The 14,889-nt window shown below is 64.5% G+C and carries 13 protein-coding genes and 1 pseudogene; 9 read left to right on the top strand and 5 right to left on the bottom strand.

The annotated features are described in order from the left end of the window. Positions 1–202: 202 nt before the first annotated feature. A complete protein-coding gene (locus tag ACV7NQ_RS44550) occupies positions 203–493 on the top strand; it encodes a hypothetical protein (RefSeq protein WP_463364991.1) in 291 nt (96 codons plus the stop codon). Between the two features lie 86 nt (positions 494–579). On the opposite strand, the pseudogene ACV7NQ_RS44545 reads toward ACV7NQ_RS44550, so the two are convergent. Further along, a pseudogene (locus ACV7NQ_RS44545) lies at positions 580–729 on the bottom strand (ATP-binding protein); the annotation flags it as partial. A gap of 44 nt (positions 730–773) precedes the next feature. Between ACV7NQ_RS44545 and ACV7NQ_RS44540 the strand changes: the two are divergent. Next, complete coding sequence (locus ACV7NQ_RS44540) at positions 774–1,304, top strand: hypothetical protein (RefSeq protein ID WP_463364990.1); 531 nt, start codon at positions 774–776, stop codon at positions 1,302–1,304. A gap of 625 nt (positions 1,305–1,929) precedes the next feature. Here the strand turns inward: ACV7NQ_RS44540 and ACV7NQ_RS44535 are convergent. Next, positions 1,930–2,367 carry a MarR family winged helix-turn-helix transcriptional regulator gene (locus ACV7NQ_RS44535; protein WP_463364989.1) on the bottom strand — a complete coding sequence of 146 codons (438 nt, stop codon included), beginning with the start codon at positions 2,365–2,367 and terminating at the stop codon, positions 1,930–1,932. Between the two features lie 103 nt (positions 2,368–2,470). Here ACV7NQ_RS44535 and ACV7NQ_RS44530 point away from each other — a divergent pair, with 103 nt between their 5' ends. Both ACV7NQ_RS44530 and ACV7NQ_RS44525 read left to right on the top strand, forming a co-directional pair. After that, on the top strand, positions 2,471–3,346 hold the full coding sequence (locus ACV7NQ_RS44530; RefSeq protein WP_463364988.1) for an NAD(P)H-binding protein: 876 nt from the start codon (positions 2,471–2,473) through the stop codon (positions 3,344–3,346). A 307-nt stretch (positions 3,347–3,653) separates the two neighbouring features. After that, positions 3,654–4,946: an IS701 family transposase gene (locus tag ACV7NQ_RS44525; RefSeq protein WP_463366050.1), complete on the top strand. Its 1,293-nt coding sequence runs from the start codon at positions 3,654–3,656 to the stop codon at positions 4,944–4,946. Positions 4,947–5,007: 61 nt separating this feature from the next. On the opposite strand, the gene ACV7NQ_RS44520 is transcribed toward ACV7NQ_RS44525, so the two are convergent. After that, positions 5,008–6,300, bottom strand: coding sequence for an IS4 family transposase (locus tag ACV7NQ_RS44520; protein ID WP_463364987.1), 1,293 nt, complete (start codon positions 6,298–6,300; stop codon positions 5,008–5,010). Between the two features lie 933 nt (positions 6,301–7,233). Here ACV7NQ_RS44520 and ACV7NQ_RS44515 point away from each other — a divergent pair. From ACV7NQ_RS44515 to ACV7NQ_RS44505, 3 genes are all read left to right on the top strand, one after another. Beyond that, positions 7,234–8,862: an FAD-dependent monooxygenase gene (locus tag ACV7NQ_RS44515; RefSeq protein WP_463364986.1), complete on the top strand. Its 1,629-nt coding sequence runs from the start codon at positions 7,234–7,236 to the stop codon at positions 8,860–8,862. 71 nt (positions 8,863–8,933) lie between these two features. Then, positions 8,934–9,425, top strand: coding sequence for a hypothetical protein (locus ACV7NQ_RS44510; protein WP_463364985.1), 492 nt, complete (start codon positions 8,934–8,936; stop codon positions 9,423–9,425). Positions 9,426–9,948: 523 nt separating this feature from the next. Next, positions 9,949–10,716: a DUF6545 domain-containing protein gene (locus ACV7NQ_RS44505; protein WP_463364984.1), complete on the top strand. Its 768-nt coding sequence runs from the start codon at positions 9,949–9,951 to the stop codon at positions 10,714–10,716. Between the two features lie 33 nt (positions 10,717–10,749). Here ACV7NQ_RS44505 and ACV7NQ_RS44500 read toward each other — a convergent pair whose 3' ends face one another. Both ACV7NQ_RS44500 and ACV7NQ_RS44495 read right to left on the bottom strand, forming a co-directional pair. Beyond that, entirely contained in the window at positions 10,750–11,169 is a 420-nt protein-coding gene (locus ACV7NQ_RS44500; RefSeq protein WP_463364983.1) for a hypothetical protein, read from the bottom strand. Then, positions 11,166–11,915, bottom strand: a complete 750-nt coding sequence (locus ACV7NQ_RS44495; RefSeq protein ID WP_463364982.1) for a helix-turn-helix domain-containing protein — start codon at positions 11,913–11,915, stop codon at positions 11,166–11,168. The genes ACV7NQ_RS44500 and ACV7NQ_RS44495 overlap by 4 nt, the downstream gene beginning before the upstream one ends. A 1,069-nt stretch (positions 11,916–12,984) precedes the next feature. On the opposite strand from ACV7NQ_RS44495, the gene ACV7NQ_RS44490 reads away from it, so the two are divergent. Then, entirely contained in the window at positions 12,985–14,184 is a 1,200-nt protein-coding gene (locus tag ACV7NQ_RS44490) for a cutinase family protein (RefSeq protein ID WP_463364981.1), read from the top strand. A gap of 92 nt (positions 14,185–14,276) precedes the next feature. Further along, complete coding sequence (locus ACV7NQ_RS44485) at positions 14,277–14,753, top strand: hypothetical protein (protein WP_463364980.1); 477 nt, start codon at positions 14,277–14,279, stop codon at positions 14,751–14,753. Positions 14,754–14,889: the final 136 nt, after the last annotated feature.

Raw genomic sequence — 14,889 nt, 5'->3', positions numbered from 1 at the left:
TTCACCACCCCACCCCGCTTGACACACCAGCTCACGCGTTAACTGCGCGGCCTTGCCCCTAATACTCCAGCCGGACTTCGTGACCTGTGGTGATGGTGGCCGCCCTGCTGACAGTAGGGCGGCCATCGCGTGATCAAGTCGTATTTGTGCGTGACACAACTGAATTGGCGGTGGCCGCGCCTGACATCGTGGACCCCGATCGTTGCGCGACGAGTTCGAGGACCTGACCGGTCGTGTCGGTGCACGGTTCACCCGGGTCGAAACGCGCCACACGGCAGCGAAGATGCTGGCAGAGATGATCTCGGAGCTGCCGAACAAGAACTGCTGGAGCTTGGCCGAACATGCCGGGGACCGCTCTCCGGACGCGATGCAGCACCTGCCGTCGGCTGCGATCGTCGACGACACCGGACTGCGAGATGACTTGCGCGACTGTGTCATTGAGCATCTCGCCGACTGCGAGGCGACCTTGGTGGTTGACGAACAGGAGATCTGAAGAAGGGCACCAAGACCGTCGGAACGCAGCGTCAGTACTCCGGAACGGCGGGCCGTATCGAAAATTGCCAGGTCGCGGTATGCCGGTCAAGTCAACGGCGTCACCCCCTTGCCGGTCAGCGCCTCGGCCAGCCGGTGGGAATCGCCCTTGGTGAGTACCAGGTGCGCGTGATGCGGCGGGTTATCCACAGTCGCCAAGGTCTTGGGCATGATGGTGTCGAAACCGGACGGATGAACAACCTCACCAGCGACCAGCCAGCTCACGGACTACGTTGTGTCACATGCCATCTGAAATCACAACTGGCCTGTTCACCATCGCGGGAACACTGATCGGCAGCACCGGTGTGTTCGCCGCCAACTGGCTCAACACCCGGAGCCAGCGGCTCCAAACACAGGCAACGCGCCGACACGGCATCCTCGATCGGCAGTACACAGAGCACAAGGAATACCTGACGAAGGTAGATCGGCTCATCAACACCTGCGCCGCGCTGCAGGAGGCAGTCGCGGAAGGTGCGGAGAGCGACCGGCTCGACCAGCGTCACGCCGAGTACGTGGAGGCGTGGACGACTTTCGGCGATGGACGCGGTGGGCCCGAACTCGCAGGACCGACCCAGTTGCTCGCACCGCTAGGAGAGCTGCGAGCCGCCGTGATCGACTACGCGATAGCGATTGACAAATGGTGGTCCGCCGGTCCTCGCGTCCGAAACAGGGACGAGCTGGTCAACGAGCTAGTGCAGGCACAGAACGACATGCTGGAGAAGCGAAAGGCGTACCGGCTCCTAGCCGTCGAACTGCTCAGCCCGACAACGTGATACAAGAACGGAACCGACCGTAGGGGTTAGCGAGCCCCTAATACTCCAGCCGGACTTCGTGATCATACCGCTGGTAGTGGCTGGTTCGGGCCTGGCGTTAGTGGCGTCGGCGGGTCATCTTGCGTCGGGCTTGTATCGTCCGCGGTCAGGATGGGTCGTTGCTGCGGGTCGATCTCGACAGGCGGAATGAACAGCGGTGTTTCATTGCCGCCCATGACAATCCGCCACCGTATGCGGTGGATCAGCCGGTGGTGGCGGCAACTACTGGACTCAGTAGCATCACAGGAACCAGGATCTACTTGGGAAAATAGCGTCCGACGCTCCAGGCGGGGCATGTCATCGTGGGGTGCACTCGGAAGAATTGTGACGTCGTAGCCAATAGCGATCGCCGGCAAATCTCCGAGTCTGCGCACGCTCCGACGTGCCACAAGTCAACGCCATTGCTCCTCCTTTTCACTTCACCGCACGGCAGTGTCAACGCGGTCACCCACATCTCCAGCTACACGCCTGCCCGCCCAGCCGCGCTGGCCAGCTCGCTATCGCGCATGTCCGCGAAGCACTGGCCGCCGACCTGGGCTCTGCTCGGGTACAGCCGCTGGCGCTTGACACAGGAAGGTTTGCACGCTCAGGGTTGTTGCGGTTGTTCGAGCAGGTCAGTTGCCGAGCGGTGGATCTTATCGAGCGCCGTGAGTAGACATCGACGTTCAGCCTCGGTGAGATCAGCAGTGACGAGGCTCTCCAGCGAAGTTCGGTTGGCCTCGATCGAGTCCCGTAGGTCCCACCCTTTGTCGGTGAGCCATAGTCGTACGAGCCGGTTGTCGTTCGTGTCACGGCGTCGCGTCAGCAGGCCTGTCGCTGTCATGCGATTGGCCATCTTGACGATCGTCGGAGTTGTGACATGGAGCATGGCGGCGACTTCACCCGGCGTCCGGCCGTCGTGGTCCCACAACACGGCAAGCACCAGGTCCTGACCCGGATACAGCCCGTATCGGCGCACACTCCGCTCGACGAGCGCCCGCAAGAGCTTCGAGGTCCGGCTGTGCAGATCGAGGAACTCGGGCATCAAACCTCCTGAACTGCGGCGAAACCGTCGCGAGAAGTACCGCTTGCAGACTGATCGTTAGCCGTCTATCGTTCAAAACAGTAGACGGCTAACGATTGGAGTGATGATGATACTTGTTACCGGACCGACCGGAAACATCGGTCGCGAACTGGTACGCGAACTCGCCGCCAAGGATGTCGAGTTCCGCATTTTCGTCCGCGATCCACGACGCGCCGCCGGCCTGCCGGAGCAAGCCCACCGAGCGGTCGGCGACTTCGATGACGCGAGCACGTACGCACCCACGCTCGACGGTGTCGACCGACTGTTCCTGCTCGTCCCGGGAATCGGCATCGACCACACCCGCGACATGGTCGCGGCGGGGCGAGCGGCCGGGGTCGGCCGGATCGTGCTGCTGTCGTCGTACAACGTCATGGGCGATCCGATACCCGCAATGGGTTACTGGCACCACGAACGCGAGACGATCGTCCGAGACTCGGGCATCCCGTACACGATTCTGCGACCCGGTGGCTTGATGACCAACGCTCTGGAATGGGCCCCGGTCATCCGCGCCGGCGATGTCGTCGATGACCCCACCGGCCCCGGCCGCTACGCACCGGTCGATCCGGCGGACATCGCCGCGGTCGCCGCCGTCGTTCTCACCGAAGACGGCCATGAGGGCAAGGAGTACTACCTCACCGGGGATGAGATGTTCACGATCGCCGAACAGATTGCGGTGATCGAGGCTGCGATCGGCCGTGACATCGAGGTCCGCGAAGCCGCGACACCCGAGCAAGCTGTCGCATCCCGTTATCCGAACGGCGCTCCCCCCGCTCTGGCTGACGCAATCCTCGAAGGATTCACGCTGATGCGCCAAGACACGACCGGATTCCGCACCGACACCGTGGAACACATTCTCCGACGCCGCCCCCACACCTTCGAGGACTGGTGCACACGCAACATCGACGCGTTCCGGCCCGACCACGCCGTCCGGAACAATTGATATCCAACCCTACGTGAACTTTCGGCGATCTCCGATTGGTGACCGGATGGCTCCCGGCCAGTGTCAGTGGTGCTGCGGCACTGCCGACAACGGCCGCGGAGGAAGCCCCCTTGCCCCGAAGCCATGGTCTACATCGCCATGATCGCCGTCATGTCACGCCGCCAAGCCGGACTTCGTAATGTTCGGTGGAACCACGGTGCGGGTGCGGTAGTTGGCTCGGCGTGTCGTGGCATGGGTGCGGCCACCCCGTGACTTTGCTGAATGTGTGTGCAATACAACTGAATTCGGAGTGGCCGCAGCTGTCAGCATAGCCCGGCAGGGGTGGGATGCGGAGTTGGATGAGGTGTTCGGGCGGATCGGGGGCGGGTTCGCGCGCGTGGAAACACGGCGTACCGCGGTGCGGATGGTGACCGGACTGGTGTCGCAGCTGCCGAGGAAGAACTGCTGGTCACTGGCCGAATACGCTGGTGACCGGTCACCGGATTCGATGCAGCACCTGTTGGCGCGGGCGTGCTGGGATCACGACGGCGCGCTGATCGGGGTGCGCGATTATGCGGTCGAGCGGCTCGGTGACAGTGACGCGATCGGGGTCCTGGACGAGACCGGTGACCTCAAAAAGGGCACCCACACCGTGGGGGTGCAGCGCCAGTACACCGGCACCGCCGGGCGGATCGAGAACTCGCAGGTCGCGGTGTTCCTGTCCTACGGCAGCGCCCGTGGCCACACCCTGATCGACACCGAGTTGTATCTGCCGAAGTCGTGGACCGAGGATCCGGATCGGTGCGCGGCGGCCGGAGTGCCCGCCGATGTCGGGTTCGCCACCAAACCTGCCCTGGCCACGCGGATGATCACTCGTGCGCTGGACGCGGGACTGCGGTTGCCGTGGGTGGCCGGTGACGAGGTGTACGGCGCCGACCCGGGACTGCGTAGGGAACTCGAGTCCCGTGGCATCGGCTACGTGCTCGCCATCGCCTGCAACCGGTCGGTCACCACCACCGGGCTGCGCCGCGCCCGCGTCGATGAGCTGATCGCGGGACTATCCGGCCGGGCCTGGCGGACGCTGTCGGCCGGCGACGGGGCCAAAGGCCGCCGCTACTACGACTGGGCTCGCATCCCGATCACCACCGACACCAGCGATGTCCCGGCCGCCCCCGGCTTCAGGTGGCTGCTCGCCCGCCGCAACCGCCGTACCGGGGAACTGGCCTACTACCTATGCTTTTCGACGAAATCCGTGCCATGGACAACCCTGGTGGGCATCGCGGGCCGCCGTTGGTCGATCGAGGAGAACTTCCAGGCCGCCAAAACCCTGGTCGGGCTCGACCAGCACCAGGTCCGCACACGGACATCCTGGCGACGGTGGACAATCCTGTGCCTGCTCGCACTGGCCCTGCTCACCGCCCTGGCCGTCGCCGACGCCCACCCCGACCACGCCATCGACGGACTGATCACCCTGACCCGCAACGAGATACGCCGACTACGCCCCATCACGCCAGTGCGCGGCACCACCCACCGCACCCACTGGTCACAGTGGCGACGACGCCATCAACACCGCTCCCGAACCAGCCACTACCAGCACCAAACCAACCAACAAGCGGCATGATCACGAAGTCCGGCTGGAGTACTAAGTGCAAGGCCGCGCAGTTTAGGTTTCTGCTCGGTTGTCAACCGGGCAGGATATGGACGCTGATCTGGGTTTTGTAGATGTTGCGGTCGATGTCGCCCTTGGCGCGGTGTTTGGAGATGGCGCGTTTGACGATGCGGGGGCTGGAGCGTTGACGGCGCAGCGGCAGCGGGTTGGACAGGACCGCGCGGCCGATGGTGCCGATCAGGTTGATCGTGGTGGTGGCGAGGATTCCGGCGGCCTGGATGAGCTGGTCGCGGGCGGTGTGCACGGCGATGGTGAAACTGCCGCGGTCGGGGCTGAAACCCGGTGTGGCCAGCGCGGTATCGGCGATGGCGGTGCGCAGCGCCTGGTAGGTGATCAACAAGGCGTAGACCTCCTGCGCGACCCCGGCCGGGGTGCGGGCGCGTAGCACCCGCCCACCGAGGATGGTCGATTTCAGTTCGAAATAGCTGGTTTCGATCTCCCACCGCTGATGGTAGAGATCCACCAATTCCTTTGCCGGGTAACGCTTGTCGTCGGTCAGGGTGGTGATCAGCCGGTACCGCTCGACCCGGCGTGGCCCGCCGGCGCAGCTGACGGCGATCTCGGCGTCGATCACGCGCACGGTGACCGTGCCGGTGCGCGTCAGCCACGATCCGTCACCCAACCGCGCGATCGCGGGGACGCGCCGGTTGAGTTTGGCGCGGATCAGCAGATCTGCTCCAGTGTCGGTGATCTGCTCGATCAACGCCGTGACCGCGAAGTTCCGGTCGGCCAGCAACAACATGCCCGGGCGCAGGCATCCCAAAAGTTTTGGCGCATAGGCTGTTTCCGCGATCCGCAACGGGCCGAACACGACATCGACGACAGTGCGGGTGCCACACGCCACCACCGCCAGCAACCGCAGCATCGGATACCCGGCCTGGGCGTGACCGCCGCCATGACGCCCGAACTCGCCCACGTTGCCTGGGCTGTCGGGCACGAACACGCTGGTGCCGTCGATCGCGCACACCAGCAGTCCCCGCCACCGCACCGCTCCGGCCGCGGGACCGGCGACCAGGTCGAACAACGCGGCCAACGGTTTGACCCCGACGCGGCGTAACGCCTGTGACAATGCCGAGGAACCCGGGCACACGAACGAGCCACCGGGCAGCCCGGCACACAACCGCGCCCATACCTGCCGATACCCGATATCGGAGAACAACGCTCCGGCCAGCAGCAGATACACCACCACCCGCGACGGCAACAGCCGCACCCGCGACCGCACGGCACCGGCCGTCTCCAGCGCCGCGTCGACCAGGTCGAACGACACGATCCGGGTCAGTTCCCCGAGATGCCCCGGCGCGAACACACCCTCCGCGACCGGCGAAGAACGATCAATGACACACTGAACCGACAGCGGAACTCCTCGGGCGAGCGGATTGTCTTGGAGGACAACACCTCTCTACCAGCAGTTCCGCTGTCCTCGTTCACCACCCCACCCCGCTTGACACACCAGCTCACGCGTTAACTGCGCGGCCTTGGTATTAGGGGGATCGGGGGCAGCGCTATTGGGGCGAGAGACTCTTAAGCGCGAGTCTTGTGATCGGCAGGGTGGACATCCTGTAGCGCATGCGAGCGCGTGATGTCGCGGTCGGCAGAACCTACGTGGTTCCAGCTCTGCGTGCCCTGCGCGTAATCACGTTGCATCGCACGGCAATTCGGGCAGCGGCATCCCCTGTCGAGGTAGCAGGTGCGGGTACCATGCTGCGCGCCGGGAGTCACCACGAACTCGCCGACCTGCACGCGGTCGGCCATGTGCGCTGCCCGTTTCAGGGTCTCGTGCGGGCGGCCCGGTTGGTGGCGGCCATCCCCGCCTTTCATCACTATACAACGGACACCACAGGCAGCGCCGGAATTCGCCCACCGGTCCTCAATTCTCACTACCCACTCCCACCCATGTCCGCCCGCATGCACTGGCAGCGACCAGCCGCCTGGATCCACTAATTTCCGGCGCATTCGCCGAACCGATAGCGGAATAAACCGCCAGGTACTGGGCAGAATTCACGGCTGACGGGTGGGTAATGGGTAGGTGGTTTTCTGGGTGGTGCGTGGGTATTCGCCCATTCCAAATGAATCGCGAGTATGTGACAGTCGTGTCGTCAAGACAAGGCCGCCTCTACCAGGAGAAACGCGCGAGCATCGACGTACTACTGACGTTCAGGTTCGACGACCAGACGACGTCTGAACCCGGTTTGCTCACTATATGTTCCTGGGGAGTCCGGCATGGCACGAAGGAATTCCCATGTCTCAATCCGTCATTTCGTGTGATCCGATTCTCATCGCGGGCGCTGGCCCCACCGGATTGACCCTCGCCATCGAATTACTGTCTCGCGGGGTGGAGTCGTGCCGTGTCATCGACATGAGGCCTGGCCCCGCCTTTACCTCCCGCTCTTTCACGATCCAGCCCCGAACGGCGGAGGGCTTCGCGCGCGGAGGGTACGTCGATTCTTTCCTCGCGATCGGCAAGCAGCACAACGGCCTGGCGTTCCACTTCCGCGGCGTGGACACCGTCGAGTACCTGGACTTCACCGTGTTGAAGGAGACCCAGGAGACCCCGTTCGGTCACATCCTCATCGTCGAGCAGAACGACACCGAGGCTGCGCTGCGGGAGCAGTTCGAATCGCTCGGCGGCACGATCGAGTGGAATACCGAGCTGAAGTCCATCACGACCGACGGCGACGGCCGGATCACTGCCGTCCTGCACCACACGAACAGCACAGGTAGCGGCCGGGAGGAGCTTGCCCCCAACTGGCTGGTGGGATGCGACGGACTGAACAGCACCGTCCGCAACCACATCGGGTTCGAATTCGAGGGCACCGACTACACCGGGATGCGGATGCGGATGATGGACGTCGAGGTGGAGGATCCCTACCCCGGCAGCGAAGATTGGATCGACTACTGGGTCGACCCCACCCACATGCTGCTCACGACGGCGCTGCCATCCGCCTACCGCGTACTGATCAGCGACATGCGCGACGCCCCCCGAGCCCAAGCCAAACCCGATCCCGTCGCCGCGCGTAAGGCGTTCCAGACCGTCGTCAAATCCTGGCTGCCCGGTACGGTCCTCGGCGTTCCCAAGTGGACCACCGAGTTCGACATCTGGCGGCGGAATGCCAGCGGTTACCGCTGCGGACGGATCTTCCTCGCCGGCGATGCCGCGCACATCCATTCACCGGCCGCCGGGATGGGAATGAATGCCTCCATTCAAGACGCACTCAACTTGGGCCCCAAGCTGGCCGCGGTCGCTACCGGCCGCGCCCCCGAATCGGTGCTCGACACCTACGAGGCCGAAAGGAGGCCGATCGCCCGCCAGGTGATCGAGGCCAGCCATATGCTCCACCAGATCATGATGGCGCACGGTGACTCCATCGAGGCCCGTCTCGAGATCATCCGGCAGCCTGGATTCCATCGCCGGGCCGCCGAACTGATTGCAGGCTTGACGTACCACTACCACGACGTCATCGCCCAGCCGCCGGGCCTGACACCCCTCGGCGGTCTCACCGCCGGGGACCGCGCGCCCGGCACGCCCATCAGCTCGGCGATGAGCGTGCACAACCTGCTGTCCCACCCCGACCACACCCTACTGGTGCTCCAGCGACGCCCGCACTCCACAGTGGCCGCCGAAATCGCCGAGGCCACCGCGCCCTACCGCGATCTGCTGCGCACGACTGTGATCACCTCGCCCGATATCCGGGCCACAGCTCCGGCCGGTGCTCTCATCGCCCACGACAACTACGTCCACGACCGCTACGGCCAGCCCGACGACGACACGTTGTGTCTGATACGGCCCGATGGACATGTCGTTCTACGGTGCCGAGCAACCGACCGGGACGCGCTCGCCCCCACGCTCAAGGCGGCGATGCTGACATGATGTCCGATACCCGCCGTCATGCGTCTTCCTCCGGCTCACTACTGGTCGCCGGCAGGGCCGGCGGAGGTCGTATGCCCGTCGAGGGCGGTCCCCGTGACGCGCAGGTGGTCGAGCCGATCGGGTCCGCGTGTGCGGCACGGGGACCGTTGCCGTTGGGTGCGTTGATGACGCAACGGGTGCACCCGGTCGTCATCGGCCTGCTACGCACGGACCTGCGCGTTTCCTGGAATCGTGAGCTTGCGCGCGCAGTCGCCGAGGCGGAGGAGAAGGCGATGCGGGCGTTGGCCGACCGGCATCAGTGGCGGATGGTCACAATGCTGCGCCTACAGCCGGGGACCGGCGAGATCACCGATCCGATCAAGCATCTTCTGGCGCAGGTGCGCAACCGGCGCGCCGACGCGGTGGTAGTGCCCGACCGCCTGTACCTGACCGACCTGCGGGGGCGTGACTGCCTGGAGGTGGTGTGCCGGGAGTGTTTCGTCGCCACGACCTCGCCAGAGCAACTGTGGCCCCACACCACAGCAGCCACCCCATTCACACAGCTCGAGGCAGTGCTGACATGAGCTCAAGAACTAGCCATTCGAAGTACTGGTCGGGCTGCGGTCGACACGGGGCCTCGAAATTCAGCTCAAGTCTGTTCGACCCGTGATCTGCTCGGCCTGGTGCGCGCGGTGAGCTGTGCAGGCCACTGCGTCATCCTCGGACCAGGTGTCCGCAATCGAATCAGTTATATCCACTCTGTGGTGCTCGGGGGAAAGTAATCATTTGCTTAGCATTGGACGAGGACAGGGACCGTACGTCACCGACGTCGCCGTCGGTGAGCAGGAAAATAAGTGTCCGGAATACTGTCGTTGGGTGGGGGCCCGGCGAAACCGCCCAACAGATTCGGAGCGCAAACTCAAGGCCGAAGACGGCCTTTCGACGCCCAGACGAGCCCATGACGCGGCAGTGGAACCTGAGTGCGCCGGGCACGCGCGCCGGCCCCCTGAGCGCCCGCGAGAAGTCTTGTCACACAGTATTTCTGGCCGTGGCCTGGTAACGTCGGTTGGCAACGCTCGCCGACCAGGCAATCTGCCGCATCCGACGGTGACGCTGCCGGGATCGGGGCTGTGGAAACTCGACGAAATCTGCGATTGGTTCGGCCAGCAGACCCGCTTGCAGATAGACGTCGCTGCATGGCGAACGACGATGGCTTCGCCACCCAAAAGCGCAGCATTGCTCGTACTCGAGGATCGCCTGGTGGTCCGATACGACGGGCGGCGGTCGCCCCGGCATCAGATACAGCAGGCGATGCACGAATTCGGTCATGTTCTCTGCGATCACTTGGGAGGCAGGAAGTTCCGGATCAGCCCGGGCTTGTTTGCGACGAGTCTGGATGCGGCAGCGCTCGCTGCTGCGATGCAGCGAGAATCCCTCGACTCTGAGTCCGAGATTCAGGCCGAGACGATCGGCACCCAGCTTGCGCTCATGACCCGCGAGGTCGCGCAGTCGTCGCCAGGAGGTTCGGGCGGTGCTGAGAGACGTGCGCGAATCCTAGAACCGCTGTGGACGGCACTGACGGCGGTCGTGCCGGAGGTTCGGCTGGGTAACCTGGGGCACCTACCATCGCCGATCGTTGCAGAACACAGGATGCGTGTCGAAATCGAGGACGCGATCGTGGCGCTGGCACCGATCCTCGACTTACCCTGTCATGCCAACGACGATGCATGGGCCCGCGCAGTTGCAGAGGCGGTTGATCACAGAGAATCCGGGGCCGCGGCAGATTCTGTCAATCCAGTATGGCCGACAGATGAGCGCGCTGTGCTCGCCGTCGCGAAGGCCTGGACACGCCTGCATACGGGCAGTTCTCGCTAACACCTTCAAAATCAGTCGGTGTGCTTCGGTGGGCTACGCCGGGTAACGCACCGAAGCCGTTTCCTCGGAAGTGGGTTCCTTGAGCAACTCGAGGATCTGTTCGAGGGTGTCCAGGTCAAATGGGCTGAATCCCCTGCCTGCGAAATGCAGCCCACGATCACGCAGCAAAATGAATATTTGGATGAAGAGGTCGATCTGCTTGACCTCGGGACCTTCATCGTTTGTCAGATAGATGGGGTCGACGCCGAACTCAGCACAGAGTCCCTCGGCGATCTCGACCGGCAAGTTCGTGAGCTGCCCACAGCGAGCCTCGCTGAGCATCGCACCCCGGACGGCCCTGCCGACACGCCGAGACACCGCCCGGGCGACGTCATCGGTGGTGCGTTCGGGTTGGCCGTAGTCGTGCCTGAGCTGGAACAGCCGGTTCAGCCTGATCTCTAGTGTCAGCATCATCTTCCCTGCGTGCGGTTTGCGAATTGCTCGGCGTACCGTGCCTGATCTTGGGTTCGTATGTCCTCGGACTGTCCGAGAAGCCATCGGAGATAGGCCAATTCATCGCGGTCTTGTTCGTCGTCGGCGATCGGCGGCCGTGCTTGTACGGCCAGGAGGGTCGCGATGAATCCGCCGTCATCGTGACCGGCTGCGCGACGGCCTTCGACCTGCGAGACGATGAACGCTCGCAGCAGGCGATCGGTACTACGACCGATCGCCTGCCGAATCTCCCTCAACTCACGGTCGTTACTGGATTGCGCCTTCTTCTCGAGCCGCTGGTCGGCCTGTACCAGCTCGATGAGGGCATTGAGGGGGAGCGCAGCGGGAAAATCGGTCGTAGGCACGCGCGGCGGCGCTGCGGGGACCGGGTCATCGGCGTTAACCGGCAGCTGTCCGAAGCTGTAGAGGTTGAAAACCGAGCCCGGCAGATAACGGTAGACGCGGTCGAGCCTGCCATAGGTGTCTCCGCGCCCGGGTGCCTTCTTCCCGGACTCGATGTCGGACAACGTAGTGCGTGACATTTTTCCGAGTTCGGCAGCTTTCACCAGTGAGAGGCCTAGCTGTTTTCGTCGCCGCGTCAGGATCCGACCGTATTCCCGGAGCTCTTCGTGCGACTGCGACACCTCACGCGAAGCATCCGCGCCAACCAGCGGTGAGACAGCTTCCGGTGCCTCCTCGGCCGCGTTCATGTCCCCACGCGTATCCATTTGTCCACATTAGCACCCATATCGAATCGCGATGGCGATCATAACCTGTCCCGTTCAAGCCACTAACTGACTTAAACTGTCCAGTAAGACTTGCGTTTGAGTTCGGTGCCGCGTAGCGTCCTTCGTGTCAACCACAGACTGAGGGACCCCGGAAGGGAGGGGAAGTGGACATCTTGAATGGTCTGAGCGCGGGATCCAGCATGCTGGCGAGCGGCGCCTATGTGCTCAACACGCTGGCGAATCTGGCCGGATTCGTCCTGTCGCTGATCCCGTAGCTTCGCGCACGGATGGCGACAGGCCTGTGACCGGCCCTTGCGGCGTCGCGCTACCCCCACGCACAGGCGTCGCAAGGGCCGTGTCCGGCCTGCGCGGGTGCTTACGCTCCGCGCAAGGCTTCCGCCGCAGCCGTATTCGGCCCGACCCTCGCGGTGTCATCCCACGCACCGACATTGCGAGGGTCGTGTCCCACCTGTACGGCAACCACGCGCCACGCACGAATCGTCGGCCTCGGCCATCAGGCGGCCGGCCGTCGATTGCCACGACGCTGCAGCTCGAATCTTCGTCGCCATGTCTGGCGCGACGTCTCGCTACTTTCCGCGGGTCGGTAGCTCAGAAGCCCCCATCAAAAACTTTAGTGTCCAACAGGTTTCGCTCAGGCGGTCGATGCCGTCGCTGGCCGCAACTGATGCGGCAGCAACAGTCCGCAGCCGCCGTTGCACTTGCCCACCCAGTGAGGACCACCATTGCTCCGCTTCACCGATACACCAGAACCTGCCCGGTGCCCAGGCGGAGCTGCCGCCATGCGCAGGACAGTCGTCCAATTGATCCCATCATCGCGCGTAGGTGCCCGCCATGACTACGACCGCGAAAGACCCAGCGCGGCAAAAGCTTCCGACGGATGCGAGGCGCATCGAGACGCTGACCACCCAGTCCTGGCGCGAATCGAACTGGGCACCTCCACATTCGAGGGATCGGTCGCATGAGCCGATATCGCAGACGCTGCACCCGGGTGGGCGCGGGGCAGCCATCGACCGCCAGAATCCGACGCGGAAGAGCCGCGGTCACTGTCTTGACGCTGACCGCGGCGGCGACCTTGTCCACGACCGCCGCTACCGGCAGCGCCCAGGCGGTGCCGATCGCGGGCTGCCCGGCCCTGTATGTCATTGGCATTCAGGGCACAGGGCAATCCTCACCGACCGCGGATCCGCTGGCCGACACCGGCGTGCTCGGCACATTGCTGGCCCCGGTCCTGGCCGCCGCGCCGGGACTGGTGCAGCGGTCCTACGTCAGTTACGGAGCGGGGTTTGGCGGGATCGTGCCCGGCGGCGGACCAGATCCTTATGCGGGCTCGGTGCGCGACGCACGTAACCAACTCGATGCCGCGGCCACGCAGGTGGTCGCGGAATGCCCGGGCAGTTTGATCGCTGGAGTTGCCTATTCCCAAGGCGCACAGGCGATGGCGTCGTTCGCCCAGGACGCCGGTGCCGGAATCGGGCCGGTGCCGGCGGAGAAGATCGCCGCGATCGCGTTGTATTCCAACCCCGATCGTGTCGCCGACGCCCCGACCTTTCCTGGTCGGCCGGGGCAGATCGTGCCTGATGCGGCGCCGGGGACGAGCGGCGCGGCGGTGTCGGGTGTGCAGATCATCACCGGTCCGGTGGGTGGTAGCGGAATCGCCAGCACCGGCGTCGGTTACGGCGCTCTCGAGGGGCGTGTCGCCGATATCTGCGTTGACGGAGATCTGGCGTGTTCCGCGCCGGATCAGGCGATGCTGCTGCGGATCGGCGCGGAAATCGCTGCCCAAGCTAACTTCAACGATCCGATCGGTGCGGTCGCCTCGATCAGCGCGCTGTTGTCTGCCGCTCTCGGTGACGCCTGGACCACCATCATCAACAATGACGTCCAGGTGGGCGGCGGCAACGTCGATTACGCGCCACAACAACCTCTTTCGGCTCGTTTGATCGACGCGGCCGACCCACGTACTCCGGCCCCGACACCGCAAGACGTCGGTGCCGCGGCGGCCCGGTGGAACGAGATCGCGGCCACCGTTGCGGGCAACCCATTGGTACTGCTGCCCAAACTTGTCGGCCAGCTCGGGGCCGCGTGGTCGCAGCTGCTGGCTGACAACGCAGCCTTGTCGAACCCATGGGTGTGGTTTCGCTACGGCGACACCGTCGCCCGCCACAACGGCTACGCCGCCACCGGCCAGCTGACCTCCGGCATCGCGTGGCTGACCGCTGTCGCCTACGACCTCGGGAGCCGATCGTGACCGTGGTGGTGCTGATCGAGGTTTACGCCGCGGTGAGCGGCGATCTGAATTCCGTTTCAACGCCGTCTGGGCCCGGAGTCTAGGGCGCCGAAATGAGCAAGGACAGCGAGGACCACGTAGTCATCACCGCTCTGACCGAGGCGCGGAAGATTTACTCCGACACCGGCCCCGGTGTCGTGATCGTGGGATTTCGCGACGACGGAGCGGTTGCCGACACGATGCATCGCCTCATCAGTCAGCTGGACGCCACTGCCTGTCTCCCGGCATCGGTTGCCGCCAAGACGGCGGTCGTGATCGTCGTCGGGACGATCACCGATCTGGCGAAGGCCAGCACCGCTGTCGACTTGCTGGCGAAACAGAATGCGGCGGTAGGGATCTCGGTCGTCGCCGTCATCTACACGCGGAACCTGTCCCACGGGAGGTGGATCGATCTGTCTCCGACTCACCCCCGCGATGGGATCGTCCCCACCTCGAACCGCCGACAGCAACGACACCGGCGCTGGATCCCTCGACTCGCTGCCTCGGTCAGCTCACGCACACGAGCGTTCCGCCATCTGGATGGAAGGTGACCCGGCCCGTGCACGAAGACACGCTCGCAGACAGCCCACCCCCAGACCAGTTCGACAACGGTGGCTCCGCATCCACATTGATCGGACTCGTCGCGAGCCTGGCGGCGCTGCTGCTGGTGGGCACGCTGGCCTGGGC

The sequence above is a fragment of the Nocardia sp. Tas62D01 genome (genome assembly GCF_055232035.1).
The sequence above is the reverse complement of the archived record's forward strand: the minus strand, read 5'-3'. Positions and strand labels throughout refer to the sequence as shown.